This window comes from Lactiplantibacillus sp. C232, assembly GCF_023806725.1.
Lineage (GTDB): Bacteria > Bacillota > Bacilli > Lactobacillales > Lactobacillaceae > Lactiplantibacillus > Lactiplantibacillus plantarum.
On sequence record NZ_JAMSKZ010000003.1, the window covers coordinates 67,333 to 85,497 of the forward strand.

17 protein-coding genes are annotated in these 18,165 nt (G+C 39.7%); 14 read left to right on the forward strand and 3 right to left on the reverse strand.

Features of this window, described 5'->3' with window-relative positions; genetic code table 11:
• Positions 1–60: 60 nt before the first annotated feature.
• Together MZO41_RS04395 and MZO41_RS04400 are read left to right on the forward strand one after the other, a co-directional pair.
• On the forward strand, positions 61–621 hold the full coding sequence (locus MZO41_RS04395) for a sugar O-acetyltransferase (RefSeq protein ID WP_003643578.1): 561 nt from the start codon (positions 61–63) through the stop codon (positions 619–621).
• Positions 622–775: 154 nt separating this feature from the next.
• Positions 776–1,090 (forward strand): DUF1694 domain-containing protein, encoded by a 315-nt coding sequence (locus MZO41_RS04400; protein ID WP_022638142.1) that lies wholly within the window; start codon positions 776–778, stop codon positions 1,088–1,090.
• Between the two features lie 79 nt (positions 1,091–1,169).
• Here the strand turns inward: MZO41_RS04400 and MZO41_RS04405 are convergent, their stop codons facing one another.
• Entirely contained in the window at positions 1,170–3,560 is a 2,391-nt protein-coding gene (locus MZO41_RS04405; protein ID WP_033609041.1) for a phosphoketolase family protein, read from the reverse strand.
• Between the two features lie 168 nt (positions 3,561–3,728).
• Positions 3,729–4,496: a DeoR/GlpR family DNA-binding transcription regulator gene (locus MZO41_RS04410; RefSeq protein WP_003642911.1), complete on the reverse strand. Its 768-nt coding sequence runs from the start codon at positions 4,494–4,496 to the stop codon at positions 3,729–3,731.
• Between the two features lie 323 nt (positions 4,497–4,819).
• Here MZO41_RS04410 and MZO41_RS04415 point away from each other — a divergent pair, with 323 nt between their 5' ends.
• The 5 genes from MZO41_RS04415 to MZO41_RS04435 all read left to right on the forward strand — a co-directional run bounded on the left by MZO41_RS04415 (position 4,820) and on the right by MZO41_RS04435 (position 8,795).
• The gene (locus MZO41_RS04415) at positions 4,820–5,290 is read left to right on the forward strand and encodes a PTS sugar transporter subunit IIA (protein WP_013356052.1); all 471 of its coding nucleotides are present in this window, start codon (positions 4,820–4,822) and stop codon (positions 5,288–5,290) included.
• 34 nt (positions 5,291–5,324) lie between these two features.
• Positions 5,325–5,621, forward strand: coding sequence for a PTS sugar transporter subunit IIB (locus MZO41_RS04420; RefSeq protein WP_003642909.1), 297 nt, complete (start codon positions 5,325–5,327; stop codon positions 5,619–5,621).
• Between the two features lie 34 nt (positions 5,622–5,655).
• Positions 5,656–6,927, forward strand: coding sequence for a PTS galactitol transporter subunit IIC (locus MZO41_RS04425; RefSeq protein ID WP_003642908.1), 1,272 nt, complete (start codon positions 5,656–5,658; stop codon positions 6,925–6,927).
• A gap of 29 nt (positions 6,928–6,956) precedes the next feature.
• Complete coding sequence (locus MZO41_RS04430; RefSeq protein ID WP_003642907.1) at positions 6,957–8,066, forward strand: zinc-binding dehydrogenase; 1,110 nt, start codon at positions 6,957–6,959, stop codon at positions 8,064–8,066.
• A 105-nt stretch (positions 8,067–8,171) separates the two neighbouring features.
• Complete coding sequence (locus tag MZO41_RS04435) at positions 8,172–8,795, forward strand: HAD family hydrolase (RefSeq protein ID WP_003642906.1); 624 nt, start codon at positions 8,172–8,174, stop codon at positions 8,793–8,795.
• Positions 8,796–8,934: 139 nt separating this feature from the next.
• Here MZO41_RS04435 and MZO41_RS04440 read toward each other — a convergent pair whose 3' ends face one another.
• Positions 8,935–10,986 (reverse strand): BglG family transcription antiterminator, encoded by a 2,052-nt coding sequence (locus tag MZO41_RS04440; RefSeq protein ID WP_003642905.1) that lies wholly within the window; start codon positions 10,984–10,986, stop codon positions 8,935–8,937.
• A 170-nt stretch (positions 10,987–11,156) separates the two neighbouring features.
• Here MZO41_RS04440 and MZO41_RS04445 point away from each other — a divergent pair, with 170 nt between their 5' ends.
• The 7 genes from MZO41_RS04445 (at position 11,157) to bsh (ending at position 18,135) form a co-directional block, all read left to right on the forward strand.
• Positions 11,157–11,615: a PTS sugar transporter subunit IIA gene (locus MZO41_RS04445; protein WP_003646203.1), complete on the forward strand. Its 459-nt coding sequence runs from the start codon at positions 11,157–11,159 to the stop codon at positions 11,613–11,615.
• A 12-nt stretch (positions 11,616–11,627) separates the two neighbouring features.
• Complete coding sequence (locus MZO41_RS04450) at positions 11,628–11,924, forward strand: PTS sugar transporter subunit IIB (RefSeq protein WP_013356051.1); 297 nt, start codon at positions 11,628–11,630, stop codon at positions 11,922–11,924.
• A 23-nt stretch (positions 11,925–11,947) separates the two neighbouring features.
• Positions 11,948–13,318 (forward strand): PTS ascorbate transporter subunit IIC, encoded by a 1,371-nt coding sequence (gene ulaA / locus MZO41_RS04455; RefSeq protein ID WP_013356050.1) that lies wholly within the window; start codon positions 11,948–11,950, stop codon positions 13,316–13,318.
• Positions 13,319–13,384: 66 nt separating this feature from the next.
• The gene (gene fsa, locus MZO41_RS04460; RefSeq protein ID WP_003642901.1) at positions 13,385–14,038 is read left to right on the forward strand and encodes a fructose-6-phosphate aldolase; all 654 of its coding nucleotides are present in this window, start codon (positions 13,385–13,387) and stop codon (positions 14,036–14,038) included.
• Between the two features lie 29 nt (positions 14,039–14,067).
• Entirely contained in the window at positions 14,068–16,065 is a 1,998-nt protein-coding gene (tkt, locus tag MZO41_RS04465; RefSeq protein WP_252129646.1) for a transketolase, read from the forward strand.
• A gap of 72 nt (positions 16,066–16,137) precedes the next feature.
• A complete protein-coding gene (gene yidA, locus MZO41_RS04470; RefSeq protein WP_072533869.1) occupies positions 16,138–16,953 on the forward strand; it encodes a sugar-phosphatase in 816 nt (271 codons plus the stop codon).
• Between the two features lie 207 nt (positions 16,954–17,160).
• Positions 17,161–18,135: a choloylglycine hydrolase gene (bsh, locus tag MZO41_RS04475; protein ID WP_013356047.1), complete on the forward strand. Its 975-nt coding sequence runs from the start codon at positions 17,161–17,163 to the stop codon at positions 18,133–18,135.
• Positions 18,136–18,165: the final 30 nt, after the last annotated feature.

Genomic DNA, 18,165 nt, shown 5'->3' on the forward strand with positions numbered 1-18,165 from the left:
TGTGGTTACATATTGTGGCCATAACCATTTTTATTCAGAATCAGAAGTGGAGTGATTAGTGTGATTAAGAGTGAAAAGGCCAAAATGATTGCTGGTGAGTTGTTTAATGTTTATGACCCAGAACTAGTCGGTGAGCGAGCCATAGCACGGCAACAAGTAGAAGCTTTCAATCAGCTCGGTGAGACGAATCCCCATAAAAGCCAACAAATAATTAAACGATTATTTGGCGCGACTGGTGATAAAATTGAAGTTCATGCTACCTTTCGTTGTGATTACGGGTATAACCTATTCGTTGGTGAAGATTTCTTTGCTAATTATGACTGCGTGATTTTAGATGTGGCCCCGATTAAGATTGGAAAACACTGTCTATTAGGTCCCAAAGTACAAATTTATTCTGTGAATCATCCTGATGACCCTCAGTTACGACGCAATGGTGCCATGGGTATTGGTAAGTCTGTGAATCTAGGAGATGATTTATGGGTTGGCGGTGGCGCGATTATTTGTCCAGGGGTCACATTGGGAAATAATGTGATTGTTGCTGCGGGGAGTGTGGTCACCAAGTCCTTTGGAGATAACGTGGTTGTTGGTGGTAATCCAGCGCGGGTGATTCGGGAATTATGAGAAGGATTAGTGATTATTATTGAACGTGTAATTTGGAAATGTGATCTTTAGTGTAGTCGCTTATCTTCTTGAGGTGAGAAAATGCAAAATAAAGATTTAGACATTGACGCTCGTGTCAAAAATGCAGTTTTAGGGCTGCCATTACTAAAGCCTGATGAACAAAATCGCTGCTTATGAGCGGATCGAGCTTAAAATAACGATTAGTGAAGCAATGCGTTATGATTGGACGACGATTCTTGAGAAGGTTATGAAAAAGAAACGGAATTATCAACTATTATTTAATGGTCGTCTTGATATGGAGATTTTGGGACAATATATCAGGTTAGCTAATCGATGTGCAATGCCATTTGCAATTAAGAATAGTCAGCATTATCGGCATAATGCTGAAAGCGCTGCAATCATTTTGTGTGCTGATCATGCGCTGAATCGCAAAGAAATTGATATTATGAAGCGTTACCCGCAATACTAATAATGTGCAAAAAGCGACTTTCAAATGAGAATTCATTTGAAAGTCGCTTTTAATTTACGCTGAATTATTGATTAAAACTCTACTTCAATGCAGTCCATTTCCAGTTTTCAACTTCTGGAATATCGGTACCTTCAGCACGGATATAGTCATGATGCTTGTCTAAAATGCTGTTCATCTCTTGAATGACATGGGCACCTTTTTCGGCATAAGCTGGCGTTGCTAATAAGGCAGCTTTGACTAAGTGGAAACGATCGAGTTCGTTGCGAACACGCATGTCGAATGGCGTTGTAATGTCGCCTTCTTCGCGGTAACCATGAACGTGTAAGTTATGGTTATGGCGATCGAAGAAGATGGTCTTTACTAAGTCGTCGTATGCATGATAAGCAAAGATAACTGGTTTGTCCTTAGTGAAGAAAGCATCAAATTCAGCATCTGATAAACCACGAGGGTCGTCTTTCTTCAGCTTCAGAAGATCAACAACGTTAATGAAGCGAATCTTCATTTCAGGGAAGCGTGCATGCAAGATTGATACGGCAGCTAAGCTTTCAGTCGTTGGTTCAGAGCCGGCAGTTGCGAAGACAACGTCGGGTTCTTCACCATGATCAGTGCTTGCCCAATCAACAACACCAAGGCCATCACGAACTAAGCGCTTAGCTTCGTCCATTGTGAACCATTGTGGACGAGGGTGCTTGCTGGCAATGATTAAATTAATCAATTGTTTGCTTTGGATAGCCTTATCAAAGGTTGCAATCAAAGTATTGGCATCACCTGGAAGATAGGCACGAACGTATTCGGTCTTCTTTTCAGCCAAGTGTGAAATGATACCTGGATCTTGGTGAGAGTAACCATTGTGATCTTGTTGGAAGGCTGTTGATGATGCAATCACATTCAGTGAAGGTACATCAGCCCGCCAAGGGGTTTCTTCGTGAGAATTCCGTAACCACTTGAAGTGTTGGGTTAACATTGAATCCACAACGCGCAGGAATGATTCATAACTTGCGAAGAAACCGTAACGTCCGGTTAAATTGTAAGCTTCCAACATCCCTTCATCCATGTGTTCTGACAACATGGAGTCAATAATCCGGCCTTGAGGTGCTAACAAAGCATCATTAGGTTCGTGGATTGGTTCCATCCACTGACGTTTGGTATCTTCAAAAGCAGCGCCTAGTTTGTTAGATAAGGTTTCGTCAGGACCCCAGCCACGGAAGTTCTTGTTGTCTTTGTTCAACTCAATTAAATCACGGATGTACTTACCAAGTTCAGTCATGTCTGAACCGTCTTCCTTACCGTGATCCTTGTTGTCCAAAGCATAATCATCGATATTTGGTGTAATTAAGTCTTTAGTTAACTTACCGCCGTTAGTGACGGGGTTAGCAGCCATACGAGCTTGGCCTTCAGGGATGATTGCGGCAATTTCTGGTTTTAAAGTACCATTTTCATCAAATAATTCTTCTGGTTTGTATGATTTGAGCCAGTCAACTAATTTGTCGGCGTGTTCCATGTGATTGCGATCGACAGGAATTGGAATTTGGTGAGCCCGGAATGAACCTTCAATTGGTTCGCCGTCCCAACTCTTAGGACCGGTCCAGCCCTTAGGTGCCCGGAAAACAATCATTGGCCACTTAGGACGAGATTCATCATTGTTATCCTTGGCGTTCTTACGAATTGCGTGGATTTCTTCAATGACTTTATCCAATTCTTCAGCCATGATTTTGTGCATCTTGGCAGGGTCTGTACCTTCAACAAAGTGTGGATCCCAGCCTAGACCTTTAAAGTAGTCTTCAAGTTCTTCATGTGATTCACGTGAAAGAACTGTTGGATTAGAAATCTTGAAGCCGTTTAAGTTCAAGATTGGTAAGACTGTCCCGTCTGTAATTGGGTTAAGGAACTTGTTAACTTGCCAAGAAGTTGCCAATGGTCCAGTTTCAGATTCACCATCACCAACAACGGTAGCGGCAATTAAACCTGGATTATCTAATACTGCACCAGCACCATGCAGGATTGAGTAGCCAAGTTCGCCACCTTCATGGATCGAACCAGGCGTCTTAGGATCGGCATGGGAAGCAACCCCGCCTGGGAATGAGAATTGCTTGAATAAGCGTTTCATCCCAGCTTTGTCTTGGGTGATTTTAGGATACGTTTCCGTATAGGTGCCATCTAAGTAGGAGTTAGAAACCATTACTTGACCACCATGACCAGGGCCTTCAATGTAGAACATGTTCAAGCCATACTTATTGATTGCCCGGTTTAAATGGGCATAAATAAAGTTTTGACCAGCAATCGTGCCCCAATGGCCGATTGGATGAACTTTCACGTCGGTCGCCTTTAGTGGTTCCCGAAGTAACGGGTTATTTAGTAGATAGAGTTGACCAACTGAGATGTAGTTAGCAGCACGCCAATATTCATCAACGCGTTTTAGATATTCATCAGAAGAGTAATCAACTGTTTTGGATTTAATTGCTTCACTCATTATTTTGCAACTCCTTTGCAAATGTTTGTTTTATTTATCATTACGGTTATTATGATAGCGGTTTCAATTGTAAAGTCAAGCAATATTTGGCAAATTTATCAGTTTAACATCAAAGGACAAACAGGGAAGCGGTATGTAAGTACCCTTGACTGTTTGTCCTTCTATTGTTTATTTACCGCTGATCAATGAGATGTCAGCCAGCCGAATTTGTTTCGCAAGCCGACTATCTAATTGTTCATCGGTGATAATGGCGTCCACGTTACTAATGTCTGTAGTTTTATAAAGTGCGTTTTTTTCGAATTTGGTATGATCAGCCAAAATAACTTTCATCCGACAATGTGACATCATTTTTTTTGAAACTTCAACTTCTTCGATGTAGTGGTTGGTAATGCCAGCTTGCAGATCAACGCCACCACAACCAAAAAATCCGATATCTGCATAGAGATTATCAATGTTATCTAATGTAATTGGCCCTGATAGAGACCCTTCGCTAGTTCGCATAGTGCCGCCTAATAAAACGAATTGAATGTCTTTAACGAACTGTAGCGAATTTAAAACGAAAGTCGAGTTAGTAATAACTGTTAAGTTAGTTAGTTGACTATGTTTGATTTTTTCAGCGACTTGAAATGCCGTGGTGCCATAATCTAGGAAAATGGATTCGCCGTCATGGATAAGTCGAAGTGCATTGGTAGCAATCTCTTTCTTCTCCGCAACGGCTTCATGCTGTCGTTTGCCATACTTGGTCTCATTGACGCTTTGTGGCGTTGTTGCCCCGCCACGAATGGCTTGGACTAGCCCCTGTTTATCTAAAGTGTAAATATCTTTACGAACAGTTTCGCGAGAGACACTAATTTCTTTACTAATATCTGTGATTTTGATTGTTCCTTGTTGCCTTAGTTGGTCTAGGATATATTTTTGACGTTGCATGACTTCCATCGGGCTAACCTCCCTAAAATATAAAAGTATTTTCTATTTGTAATAATATCATATATTTTGCATTTATTTGCATCTGGTTTTAGTAAAGTGAATTAAATAATTAATTTTGTCCCAGATTTGTAAGCGCTTAACATACTGATTATATAAACTTTGTGAATATAATAATTTGGTGTTTTTTATGTAAATTGCCTTGCAAAGTATCGCTTGCAAAGAGCACTTTAAAAAGTTTTTAAAGAAAAGTATTGCAAAAGATTTGCAAAATGATACAATTTGAACTGTTGAAAGCGATTACATTTATATAAATACGAAGGGAGCGACTTATTTTGAGTGAGAACCTTGTTGAAGTAAGTGATTATTTGAGAGACCAACTTATTTTTCTACACACCTCTTTTAAAACGTCGAAGGAATTATTTACAGCGATTAACGCGAAGGCACAGGAAAATGGGTTTGTAACTGATCAATTTTTACCGAAAATAATCAAGCGAGAATCAACTTTTCCAACTGGCTTGCAACTGGAACATCGAGGTGTTGCAATTCCACATACTGACGCGGATACAATCAACAAAGAATTTGTTGCCGTGGTTGTTAATGATGCTCCAATTGCTTTTAGTCGGATGGATGATCCAGAGCAAAAGGTTGATGCAAAATTAGTTTTTGTGCTTGGTCTTAATAAACCACATGCTCAGTTAGAGATGCTGCAAGCATTAATGGAAATTATTCAAGATGATTCATTAATAAATTCATTGGAAAATGCCGAGAGCTTTAACCAAATTCATCAGTTGTTAAGCAAATAAAAGATAAATAGAAGAAATACGAGGAGAGATTATTATGAAAAAATTAAATGTATTAGTAGCTTGCGGTGCCGGAATTGCCACTTCAACGGTTGTTATGAAAAAAGTTGAAGATTTGTTTGCCGAAAATAATATTGACGCTAATTTGATTCAAATTAAGATTGCTGAAGCTGCTTCTAAGCAGGATGACGCGGATATGTTGATTTCAACAACTGTACTACCAACTGAATATAAGATTCCAGCGATTAAAGCAATGGGCTTTTTAACTGGTCTTGGTGTTGATAAATTGCAGGATGAAATCTTGACTAAAGCACGCGAAATTCAAGCACAATAATTAAGAGCTAGGGTTTTAAGCAGGAGGATGCATTATGAAAGTATTATCTGATGTTGTACAAAGCATCATTAATGTCGGCCCCAGCGTTATGCTTCCCATTATTATCTTTATTGTTGGGTTAATCTTTAGGGTTAAACCGGGTAAGGCACTCACATCTGGGATTACTGTTGGTATCGGTATGATTGGGATTAACCTAGTCATCAATTTGTTGACAACTAGTGTTGGTCCTGCTGCGCAGGCGATGGTTAAACGGTTTGGGTTTCATTTAACGATTATTGATGCTGGATGGCCTGCCGTTTCTGCTGGGACATGGGCACAGCCGATCTCAGCTATCATGATTCCAATTATTTTAGTCGTTAACGTTGGCTTAATTTTGTTAAATCTTACTAAAACACTTGATATCGATATTTGGAATTACTGGCATATGATTGCGGCCGCGGCTACGGCTTATGTGGTGACGAAAAACTGGTGGTTTGCAATTCTTTGCGGGATTATCTATGAAATCGCTGTCTTAATTATTGCTGATAAAACTGCACCAAAAGTCGCTGAGTTTTATGGCTTGGATGGCATTAGCTTTCCAACTGGTTCTGCTGCGGCTTATGGCCTACTTGGTATTCCAATTGGATGGGTTGTCAGCAAAATTCCTGGAATCAGAAAATGGGATGTGGATCCACAAACAATTCAAAAACGGTTTGGGGTCTTTGGTGAACCCATGGTCATGGGGATTGTCATTGGGATGTTACTAGCAGCCTTAGGTGGTTACAGCGTACCGAACATTTTGAAGCTTGGAATGTCCATGGGTGGTGTGATGTTCTTAATGCCGCGTATGGTTAAGATCTTAATGGAAGGGTTAATTCCAATTCAAGAAGGTGCCCAAAAGTTACTTCAAGAGAAGTACGGGAACCGGAAGATTTACTTAGGGATGGATGCTGCTCTTTCAACCGGGTCACCAGCTACTTTGGCAACTGGACTATTAATGGTACCAATTACGTTATTCTTAGCCATTATTTTACCTGGTAACCGGGTATTGCCATTCGGTGATTTAGCAACAATTCCGTTCTTTGCTGCTTTGATTGTTCCTAGTCGTAAAGGAAATATCGTCCACTCTGTACTCTCTGCTACTATCGTAATGGTATTTGCATTGTTGATGGCAACTGACTTTGGGCCAACGTTGACATCAATGATGCACGGTATTGTTGCCTTTCCAAAGGGCGCATCAGAGGTCACTAACTTGGATACGGGTGGTAACATCTTGAACTGGTTAATTTTGAAACTATCACAGTTAGTACAACCATTATTTAATTAAAGGATTATCCGTAGAAAGGAAAATGGATTATGGATACTGTAAAAACAACTAAAACTGACGAATTAAAGGGCGCTAAAACTATGGAGGCTGTCGTTAAGACGGAATCTGGTTACGACAATATGGAACTGAAGCAAATTCCAATCCCTGAAGTAACAGGAGACAAAGTTTTATTAAAAGTGGCCTACACTGGGATCTGCGGTACTGATATTCATACATTTAAGGGTCAGTATGCCAATGCGGTGACACCACTTGTTTTGGGCCATGAATTTTCAGGTGAAGTTGTTGAAGTGGGACCAGATGTTAAAACGCTAAAGCCTGGCGATCGGGTGACTAGTGAAACGACTTTTGCAACGGATGGCACATGTGTTTACTGCCAAGATAAAGAATATAATTTATGTCCTAACCGTGTAGGAATCGGAACTAAAGCTAATGGTTCAATGGCAAATTATGTTCTAACTCGTGAGGAAAGTGCTCACATTTTACCAGATAACGTTTCCTACAAGATGGCTGCAATGTCGGAACCTTTAGCATCTTGTGTTCATGCTATGTATCAAAAGACACCATTCACGTTACATGACACTTTATTAATTATGGGACCAGGACCAATGGGGCTACTCTCATTGCAGATTGCCAAAGAAATTGGTGCCTTTGTTATTGTTTCTGGGATCACTAAGGATGCTGATCGTTTACAAATTGCTAAAGAGTTAGGTGCTGACATTATTGTAGATACCCAAAAAGAAGACTTGGCCAAGGTCGTGATGGATGCGACAGATGGCGTTGGCGTTACCAAGGTTTATGACTGTTCAGGTGCAACGCCAGCGGTTAACTCTGCATTACCATTGATCCGTAAGGGTGGAACTTTCCAACAGGTTGGTCTTTTTGCAAAGCCGATGAATGAATTAGATGAACGTTCAATTATTCAGCATGAAATTACGTATCGTGGCTCACGGTCACAAAATCCGTATGATTGGGCGATTGCTTTACATCTTGAAAGCAAGGGTGCTATTAACCAAGATGCAATGATTACGAAGGTCTTTGATCTTGAACACTGGCGTGACGCTTTTGATGCAATGATGGCCGGTAAAGAGCTCAAAGTTATGATTGCCTCTAATCCTGATGATCCAGATTTAGCAGACTAAACTAATTGTAGTTGAATGACAGAATATTAAAATTATAACCTCCTTAATTTAGAGCGCTGAGATATTTGTCTTGGTGCTCTTTTTTGGGAGCAGGAGGGGTTCTTTATGAAGTATCAAAATATCTTGTTCGATATTGATAATACCTTGATTAATTCAGCGGACTTAATTGCTAAGTTATTGAAGGAGGGGGCAGTTCGCGAGGGTGTTGATATGCCAATTGAAGAATATCGTAAGAGAATTGGCCAGCCCGGTGAGATGATCCTGAGAGAATTTGGTGTTCAAAATTGGCAGAATGTATTAGCCAGATATCTAATTGAATTTAACGAGAATATGAATGAACTAACGTATTTTGTGGGAGTTGAACAAATGTTAGATGATTTATTGGCAATGAATCTCACAGTGGGAGTGGTTACATCTAAGGATCGTGTTCAATTTGATAAAGAAGTCAGTCATTTTCCGATTATCGCAAAGATGCCAATTGTGACTACTGCTGATTTAACTAAAAATCCAAAGCCAAGCGGAGAGCCGATTACCTACACATTAGAGAGATTTAACTTAGCACGTGAAAGGACGTTGTATGTTGGTGATAGTATCTTTGATATGCAGGCTTCAAAGAATGCAGGCGTTGATTTTGTAGTTGCTAAATGGGGAGCATTACCGAATGTCGATTTTAATAATGCGAAATATCAAGCTAAGACCCCGAATGATATCGTTGGAATAGTTCAGTAAGTAAATGAGATTAGACTGGAAAGAGCGCATTATTTAATAATAAAAAATCCTTTTTAACTCTAAAAGCAGAGGCCAAGATAGCAACTTTCGTTTCTTGGCTTCTGCTTTTAGATACATTAATAAATGAAATGAAGACGAGCTAGTTATCTTTATACAAATATCTGAATAAGTCCCTTTTATTATTCAAATGATACAGATTAGTTAACCAATCCTTTTGTTGTAATTGTGTCATCAAGTCACTGATAAATGATAGATGCTTCTCGTAATCTATGGGGGCTAGACCAATAATTACATGGACCATTTTTTGATTTGTCATAACAGGTAGCGGCTTATCAAGTAAAAAGAAAGTAGCACCGAGATTATTAACGCCATCACGTGGAGCAGCGTGCGCCAACATAACGCCTGACCCAATAACCATGTATGGTCCGTTACTTTCAGTTAAATGAATGATCTGATCGATATAATTTTTTTCAACACTATAGTCTTCAAGTAGGGGGGACAGTGCTGTACGCACCGCCTGCTTCCAAGATTTTTGATGATTTAGAAAACCAACATGTTCTGGCGGCAGTAGTTTGATTAATTCTGATAAATTTTCTTGGGGTGCGGCTAATAGTGGTTCCTGAGTTAGCTGGGTCAAATAGTCGTTGAGTGCGAGTTTCAGACCCATAGGATTTCTTATCATAGCGTAGTTGCCTACAATATCCAATAGTGTATCCACATTAAATAACTTGAGTGTGTCAGAAGTTGCCAACCCAGCCTTAATAATAGCATTATCGATGATCTTCCACTCCAACTCGGAAGGAAAAGCAGATACGGTAGTTATTGGTATGTTGCGCTGGGTGTTCAATTTGATTGTACTGATGACAAGCTGAACATTACTTAGATCTGAATTTTCGTATTGAAGCACATTCATTGGACTAGAAAAATGAATACCGCGGTAACGGCTTTCTAGTTGTTGAAGTAATAGACGACTGGTACCGATGCCACTAGAACAAACGACAAGTACTTCATTTTGTGTTGGGGTGCTTGTTTTTTGCTCACGAATAGCACCACCAAAGTAAATGGCAATTAATGCGATTTCATCATCAGAAAGTGTGTGATGAATATATTGTTCAAATGGTACGACAACTTTACGAGTGATTTCAAAAGTGTGGTGATAATGCTGTTGAATACTTTTTAAGTCAGGGTATTCAAATGGCATATTATATTGAGCACGATAGTAGGTTGAAAGCAAGTGAACCGTTAAACTGTCACTAATCGACTTGATTGAAACATGTGCGCCGGAGAGGTGGTTAAAACTAGAAATCATTCGAACTGAGAATGGTTTTAACTTTTGAATCAAGTCGTCATTCCAATTGACATGAGCAAATTGACTAGAATTGATCAACTTGACTAAGTAGTCAACCTCATTAGAGTTATCGATATGATAATCGTTCAAAAAACTTTTAGCCCAAATGTGATCCAGTGTTAAGTCAGTTTGTGCGGATATAACATCACTTAGTTGGTTATTACAGTCTCTAATGTTAGTTAAGTACCAATATAAAAATAGTCGAATTGTGATACTTGCATCGTCGGTTAAATATTTTCCAGTTATTCTTTCAAAGAGTTTAATCTGGTCGTTTATGGTAGTGGGCTTAATGGTAGCCCGCCTAGTTTGTTCAATGAGTGTCTTCAGTTGAGTAGCATGATCGTACACCCATTTGCGAACTGCTGTCGGGGAACCCGTGATTATTTTACCGGATTCTGTATTGGTGATTTGTAAATGATATAGCGCTAGTTGTGAGTGTAGTACTTTGATATCTCTAATAACTGTGTTCTTAGAAATATTAAATTGGTAAGTTAGGTCCGCTAACGAGCAACCACTAGTGTTGAGGATACTAAATGCAATTAGTAGTTGGCGTTGCTTAGCATTGTTGGTCATGATCTTGCTAGAAGTTTCTTTTTCTGTCATTTTATGCAGAAATTTGATCGTGTCAGTTGGAAGGTAATATCCTAGTTTTTTAACATTAGTAATCGGAAATTCTGCATGCTGATCAAGCTCATCGTTTACTTTATTTATTAGATAGAATAGGCTACGACGTGAGATATGTAGATGTTGTTGTAAGAAGTTAGCTGTGGTGTAGCCCGATGACGTTAATAGAATTTCTAATAATTCATTACCATGTTTTCGTTTGCTGAAATTTACACGCAATTCAGTATCCTCCCTGTATTAAGTCTACTAAAAAATTAAAGCATTAAGGTACCAAAGTGCCAAAGTTGCACTATTCTCAAAAACATTGTTGCACTTGTGGCGCTATTATTCAAGTTTATACTGGTCATTGTCAGATAAATAGCGATATCAAGAAAGGAGGATGAATAAAAATGCTGTTGGATTTATTGAATAAACAGACTGTGCAAGTATCAGAAGGCACAGGGCTAGATTGGAAGCAAGCAATTGAATTAGCTGCGGAACCATTGATTAATAATAAGACGATTGAAGATGGATACATCAAGGAAATGCTCAATGTGGTGGAATCAGAAGGCCCGTACATCAATATCGGACCACAAATCGCACTCGCACATTCTAGACCAGCGGGTAACGTCCATGAAATCGGATTATCTATCTTAAAAACAAATCATAGTATTAGTCTAGTCAATGATGAACACCCCATCAATTTATGGTTCGTATTGGCCGCGGTAGATAATAACAGCCATTTAGCCGTTATTAAAGAGTTAATGGAGTTATTAACCGATGAGTCGGCGGTGACAGCTATGTTAAATGCAACTAGTGAAGTTGATATTTTAGAAGTTATTGCACATGAGCAAGAATTACAAAAATAGGAGGGTACTATTATGAAATTTTTAGCTGTATGTCAAAGTGGTCTGGGAAGTAGTTTTATGGTTCAGATGAACATTCAGAGTATTTTAAAGGACGAGAATGTTAAAGAAGATATCCAAGTGGATCATTCTGATGTTGGGAGCGTTGGCGCTGATTCAGCAGATTACTTCTTTGTTGAATCAACGCTTCAAAGTGCATTAGGAAGTATTCCTGAGAATAAGGTTGTGTTACTAAAAAGCTTGATTGATAAGCAAGAAGTCCGGAACCATGTCAATACAATTTTGGATCAAGAAAATATTGAATATGATTAGCCGCTGAAAAGGAGGAGAATCACATGAAGACTGTTTTGAACTTATTTGTTGGTATTGTGACCCAACCGTCTATTTTAGTAGCGCTAATTGCGATGTTAGGGCTACTACTTCAAAAAAAGAAAAGTACGGAAGTTGTTCAAGGAACTATTAAGACCTTTGCCGGTTTCTTAGTCTTAACTGGTGGTGCCGGAATTCTTCAAAATGCATTGTCACCCTTTGCTTCCATGTTTAAGTTTGCGTTACATGTGCAAGGAGTTGTTCCTAGTAATGAAGCAGTTGTTGCAATTGCCCTGGTTAAATACGGCTCAACAACAGCACTAATTATGTTAGTTGGGATGATTGTTAATATTTTATTAGCTCGTTTTACTCGCTTTAAGTATATCTTCTTGACAGGGCAAGCAATGTTATATGTTTCTTGTTTAACTGCAGTTATATTGGTAAACGCTAACATTGGCACGGGTTGGCAAACGATTGTACTTGGTGGTCTATTTGAAGGGACATTATTAACGGTAACACCAGCATTGACACAACCATTTATGCGTAAAATCACGGGTGGCGATGATGTTGCTATGGGACACACGGGTAACATTGGCTATGCGCTCTCAGGATTGATGGGTAAATGGTTTGGTAATGCAGAAAAGTCTACAGAGGATCTAGAAATCCCTAAGAGTTTGGGCTTTCTGCGTGATTCGACAGTTTCAATTACGATTTTGATGGGTATTGTCTACATTATTTTGGCGATTGTGACAGGTCCAGCTTACATTGAATCGAAATTGAGTGGTGGGACTAATTATATTGTTTATGCATTAGTACAAGCAGGAACATTTGCTGCCGGTTTCGTGGTTGTTTTACAAGGTGTTCGGATGATTTTGGCCGAAATTGTGCCAGCTTTTCAAGGTATTGCGACCAAGTTGGTTCCTAATTCTAAGCCTGCATTAGACGTTCCAATTATTTTCCCATACGCACCAAATGCAGTTTTATTAGGATTCTTTGTCAGTTTCATTGTTGGGACGCTAAGTATGTTTATCATGATTGCGCTAGGAACTACTGTTATTATTCCAGGTGTAGTGGGGCACTTCTTCTGTGGTGCTGCTGCAGCAATTTATGGTAATTCTACTGGTGGTCGGCGTGGTGCAATCATTGGCGCTACAGTAAATAGTTTGTTGATTAGTTGGTTGCCATTGTTTATTTTACCGGTTTTGGGAAGCTTGAAATTAGCAGCTTCAACGTTTGCAGATACCGACTATTTGGTTCCAGGAATCTTGTTAGGAAAATTAGGGAGTTACGGAAGTGTAGCAGTTATTACAGGAATTATCTTGTTTACAATTATTGTGATTCTTTGCAGTATTTTTCTTACCCGGCGTGCTAAACGTATGACTGATGGAACTAAGTAATCAGTAATTATGAGTACTACTTTCAATAATTTATGAAAACTAATAATAAAGGAGATAAATCTAATCATGAAATTTTTCTTAGATACTGCGAATACTGAAGATATTAAACATTTCGCGGAACTTGGTTTAGTAGATGGGGTAACAACAAATCCAACGTTGGTGTCACGTGAAGGTCGTGATTTTGAAACCGTTATCAAAGAAATTACGCAGATTGTATCAGGTCCAGTGTCCGCTGAGGTAACGGCAACCAAGGCCGAAGAGATGATTGCCCAGGCTCGTAACGAAGTTAAGTGGGCTTCAAATATTGTGGTGAAGATTCCGATGACGGAAGAAGGCTTAAAAGCAGTCAAGGTGCTGAGTGAAGAAGGAATTAAGACGAATGTGACCCTTGTATTCTCAGTTTCGCAAGGCTTATTAGCGGCAAAGGCTGGTGCTACTTATATTTCACCATTCTTAGGACGTCTTGATGATATTGGTGGCAGTGGAATTCAGCTAGTTAAGGATTTGCGCCAAGTTTTAGATACTTATGGATTCAAGACGGAAATTATCGCTGCCAGTGTTCGAGGGCCACAACATGTTCAAGAAGCTGCGTTGGCTGGTGCTGATATTGCCACAATTCCGGCCACAGTATTCGGTAAATTATGGTCTCATCCACTGACTGATAAGGGCTTAGCCAGTTTTGCTTCGGATTGGAAAGCATTTCAGGCGGCACAGAAATAGTTGTAATGACGGCTTAGGAGGTAAGTGGAATGTTTGATAAAGTTGATGAATTAGGTGTTAACACGATTCGTACACTTAGTATTGAAGCGATTCAGAAAGCTAACTCGGGGCATCCAGGACTACCAATGGGAGCTGCACCAATGGCTTACGTACTATGGACGAAGCATTTAAATATTAATCCCAAGACTCACATGAACTGGGTCAATCGTGATCGATTTATTCTATCTGCGGGGCATGGTTCAGCTATGTTATATAGCCTGTTACATTTAGCCGGGTATGATGTTTCGATTGATGATCTCAAGCATTTTCGGCAGTGGGACAGTCGGACTCCGGGGCATCCAGAGTATGGACATACCGATGGCGTTGAAGTAACTACTGGTCCGTTGGGACAAGGCTTCGGTATGGCCGTTGGAATGGCAATGGCGGAGGCACATCTAGCTGCCCAATATAACCGACCTAATTTTCCAATTGTTGATCATTACACTTATACAATTGTCGGTGATGGCGACTTAATGGAAGGAATTTCGCACGAAGCTGGTTCACTAGCTGGGCATCTTAAGCTGGGAAAGTTAATTGCACTTTACGATTCGAACGGCATTTCATTAGATGGTAAGACGTCGCAAGCGTTTACTGAAAATGTTGGTGACAGGTTCACTGCTTATGGCTGGCAGCATCTGGTGGTTGAAGATGGGAATGATCTTGATGCAATTGACGCGGCAATCGAACTTGCAAAAAAGACAACTGATCGTCCTTCTTTGATTGAAGTGAAAACGGTGATTGGTTATGGCGCACCTAAACAAGGGACTAATGCTGTTCATGGTAACCCAATTGGTGCGGATGGCATTAAAGCAGCTGAAAAAGTATATGGCTGGAATTACTCGGATTTTGAAGTGCCGTCAGCTGTTTCAGACCGGTTTGAAGTAACTATTCAGGAAAATGGTGCGCGTGCTGAGCAGCAATGGAAACGGCTATTTGAAGAATATGAGGCGAAGTATCCAGATCAGGCGCAGTCTTTTAAGCAAGCGTTCAACGGACAATTTTCTGATGACTTGAAATCTACTTTACCACACTATCAATTAACAGATGCATTGGCTAGTCGGGCGGCAAGCGCTAAGGCGATTAACGCTGCTGCCAAAGTAATACCTAGCTTATGGGGTGGCGCAGCCGATTTGTCGAGTTCGAACAAAACAATGATTGCGGAAACATCAGACTTTCAACCAGAATCCTACGATGGTCGTAATATTTGGTTCGGCGTACGTGAATTTGGCATGGCGGCTGCGATGAACGGAATTGTATTACATGGCGGCACTCGGGTATTCGGGGGAACATTCTTTGTCTTCACTGATTACTTACGTGCGGCAGTCCGGTTGTCCGCACTACAACACGCACCGGTTATCTACGTCTTAACGCATGATTCAATTGCGGTCGGCGAGGATGGGCCGACCCACGAACCAATTGAACAATTAGCTAGTTTACGATGCATGCCGAACGTACAAGTGATTCGGCCAGCTGATGGTAATGAGACTTCAGCTGCGTGGGAGCAAGCACTGAAAACAACTGATAAACCAACCGTTCTGGTATTGAGTCGACAAGCCTTGAAGACTTTACCTGTATCAGTTGATACGGCCTTTGCTGGCGTTGAAAAGGGTGGCTATATGGTCAGCGTTGCTCAAAAAGAAATACCAGATGGTTTACTAATTGCGACTGGTTCTGAAGTTAACTTAGCATTGGAGGCCAAAGCCCAGTTAGCAAAGCATAATCAAGATGTCGCGGTCGTTTCAATTCCGAGTTTTGATCGGTTTGCGCAACAATCACCAGAATATCGCGCTAGTGTGCTTCCGAGCGCGGTCACAAGAAGGGTGACAATTGAAGCTGGATCAACATTTGGCTGGGATCAGTATGCTGGCGATCATGGTGCTAAGATCGGTGTGGATCGCTTCGGAACTTCGGCACCTGGTGACTTGGTACTTGATAAGTATGGCTTTAATGTAACTAATGTTGTGAATACTTATCTGAAATTAAAATAATTATTGAAGAAATAGAAACGGGGCGTTGCTCGGTTTCTATTTCGTGTTCGATAAAGAATGAGGATGGCTATGATGGAAAATATTAAGATGATTGCGATTGATATCGATGGCACACTAGTTAATTCAAAAAAGCAGGTGACATTGCGAGTCAAGCAAGCGATTAAAATGGCGAAGGAAAAGAAGATTAAAGTGGTTATCTGCACGGGACGGCCATTAACAGGTGTTAAAGCATTGTTGCAGGAGTTGGAACTCGATGCTCAAGATGATCAATACGTTATTTGTTTTGGCGGTGCTGCAACCTACACAACTAGTGGCGAACTGATTGATGAACGACCGATTAGTTATGAAGATTATATTGACTTGGAAGCCCTAGCACGCAAGCTACGCTTGCATTTTCACGCGGTATCTGAGGATCGGCTGTATACGGCCGACCGTAATATTGGTGATTATACACTCTATGAAGCTAATCTCGTTTCAATGGGTATCTCATATCGGACGCCAGAAGAGATGCGGAATATTAAACTGATTAAATCGATGTACGTTGATGAACCCGAAGTTTTAGACGCTGCCATTAAACAGCAAAAACTATTTGAACCGTTGAAAAAGCAGGTTACTTTCACGAAAAGTGCACCATTTTATTACGAGGCCAACGCTAATGGTGTTAGTAAGGGCAACGCTTTGCAAGTACTCTGTGAAAAGTTGAGTTTGACTGCTGCCAACGTGATGGCAATTGGTGATGAAGCTAATGATTTGAGCATGATTAAGTTTGCAGGACATGGAGTAGCGATGGGCAACGCTATTCCTGAAGTGAAGCAAGTGGCTGATGAAATAACTGTCGATAATGAACATGATGGGGTTGCAAAGGCTATTGAAGCAATCACGAGGTAAGGATAAGCAGGTATAAAAGCATTGTTATATCGGTTATAAGGGTTACAATTGATTATTGGCTCTTAAAGTGTTTGGAATAGATTAAATTATTTTAGAGATGATTTTATGAAAAAAGCTTTATTTTTTCAGCAACGATATTATACTAAAAAGATGTAAGCTTATTGACTTATCAAATCTAAATATTATTTTCGAGGAGGATTACTAGTTATGTGTACTGCCATAACTTATCAATCTTATAATAATTACTTCGGTAGAAATTTCGATTATGAAATTTCATACAATGAAATGGTTACGATTACGCCTAGAAAATATCCACTAGTATTTCGTAAGGTGGAGAACTTAGATCACCATTATGCAATAATTGGAATTACTGCTGATGTAGAAAGCTATCCACTTTACTACGATGCGATGAATGAAAAAGGCTTGTGTATTGCGGGATTAAATTTTGCAGGTTATGCTGATTATAAAAAATATGATGCTGATAAAGTTAATATCACACCATTTGAATTAATTCCTTGGTTATTGGGACAATTTTCAAGTGTTAGAGAAGTGAAAAAGAACATACAAAAACTAAACTTGGTTAATATTAATTTTAGTGAACAATTACCATTATCACCGCTACATTGGTTGGTTGCTGATAAACAGGAATCGATAGTTATTGAAAGTGTTAAAGAAGGACTAAAAATTTACGACAATCCAGTAGGTGTGTTAACAAACAATCCTAATTTTGACTACCAATTATTTAATTTGAACAACTATCGTGCCTTATCAAATAGCACACCCCAAAATAGTTTTTCGGAAAAAGTGGATTTAGATAGTTATAGTAGAGGAATGGGCGGACTAGGATTACCTGGAGACTTGTCCTCAATGTCTAGATTTGTCAGAGCCGCTTTTACTAAATTAAACTCGTTGCCGATGCAGACAGAGAGTGGCAGTGTTAGTCAGTTTTTCCATATACTAGGGTCTGTAGAACAACAAAAAGGGCTATGTGAAGTTACTGACGGAAAGTACGAATATACAATCTATTCTTCTTGTTGTGATATGGACAAGGGAGTTTATTACTATAGAACTTATGAAAATAGTCAAATTAACAGTGTCAGTTTAAACCATGAGCACTTGGATACGACTGAATTAATTTCTTATCCATTACGATCAGAAGCACAATACTATGCAGTTAACTAAAAGCCACTACTGTAATAGTTAAAATTGTTT

Bases quoted from the DNA above. Each gene is read 5' to 3' on its own strand.
- MZO41_RS04400 (WP_022638142.1), top strand. From the start codon at position 776: ATGAACAAAATCGCTGCTTATGAGCGGATCGAGCTTAAAATAACGATT.
- MZO41_RS04405 (WP_033609041.1), bottom strand. From the start codon at position 3,560: ATGAGTGAAGCAATTAAATCCAAAACAGTTGATTACTCTTCTGATGAA.
- MZO41_RS04410 (WP_003642911.1), bottom strand. From the start codon at position 4,496: ATGGAAGTCATGCAACGTCAAAAATATATCCTAGACCAACTAAGGCAA.
- MZO41_RS04420 (WP_003642909.1), top strand. From the start codon at position 5,325: ATGAAAAAATTAAATGTATTAGTAGCTTGCGGTGCCGGAATTGCCACT.
- MZO41_RS04425 (WP_003642908.1), top strand. From the start codon at position 5,656: ATGAAAGTATTATCTGATGTTGTACAAAGCATCATTAATGTCGGCCCC.
- MZO41_RS04430 (WP_003642907.1), top strand. From the start codon at position 6,957: ATGGATACTGTAAAAACAACTAAAACTGACGAATTAAAGGGCGCTAAA.
- MZO41_RS04435 (WP_003642906.1), top strand. From the start codon at position 8,172: ATGAAGTATCAAAATATCTTGTTCGATATTGATAATACCTTGATTAAT.
- MZO41_RS04445 (WP_003646203.1), top strand. From the start codon at position 11,157: ATGCTGTTGGATTTATTGAATAAACAGACTGTGCAAGTATCAGAAGGC.
- MZO41_RS04450 (WP_013356051.1), top strand. From the start codon at position 11,628: ATGAAATTTTTAGCTGTATGTCAAAGTGGTCTGGGAAGTAGTTTTATG.
- ulaA (WP_013356050.1), top strand. From the start codon at position 11,948: ATGAAGACTGTTTTGAACTTATTTGTTGGTATTGTGACCCAACCGTCT.
- fsa (WP_003642901.1), top strand. From the start codon at position 13,385: ATGAAATTTTTCTTAGATACTGCGAATACTGAAGATATTAAACATTTC.
- tkt (WP_252129646.1), top strand. From the start codon at position 14,068: ATGTTTGATAAAGTTGATGAATTAGGTGTTAACACGATTCGTACACTT.
- yidA (WP_072533869.1), top strand. From the start codon at position 16,138: ATGGAAAATATTAAGATGATTGCGATTGATATCGATGGCACACTAGTT.
- bsh (WP_013356047.1), top strand. From the start codon at position 17,161: ATGTGTACTGCCATAACTTATCAATCTTATAATAATTACTTCGGTAGA.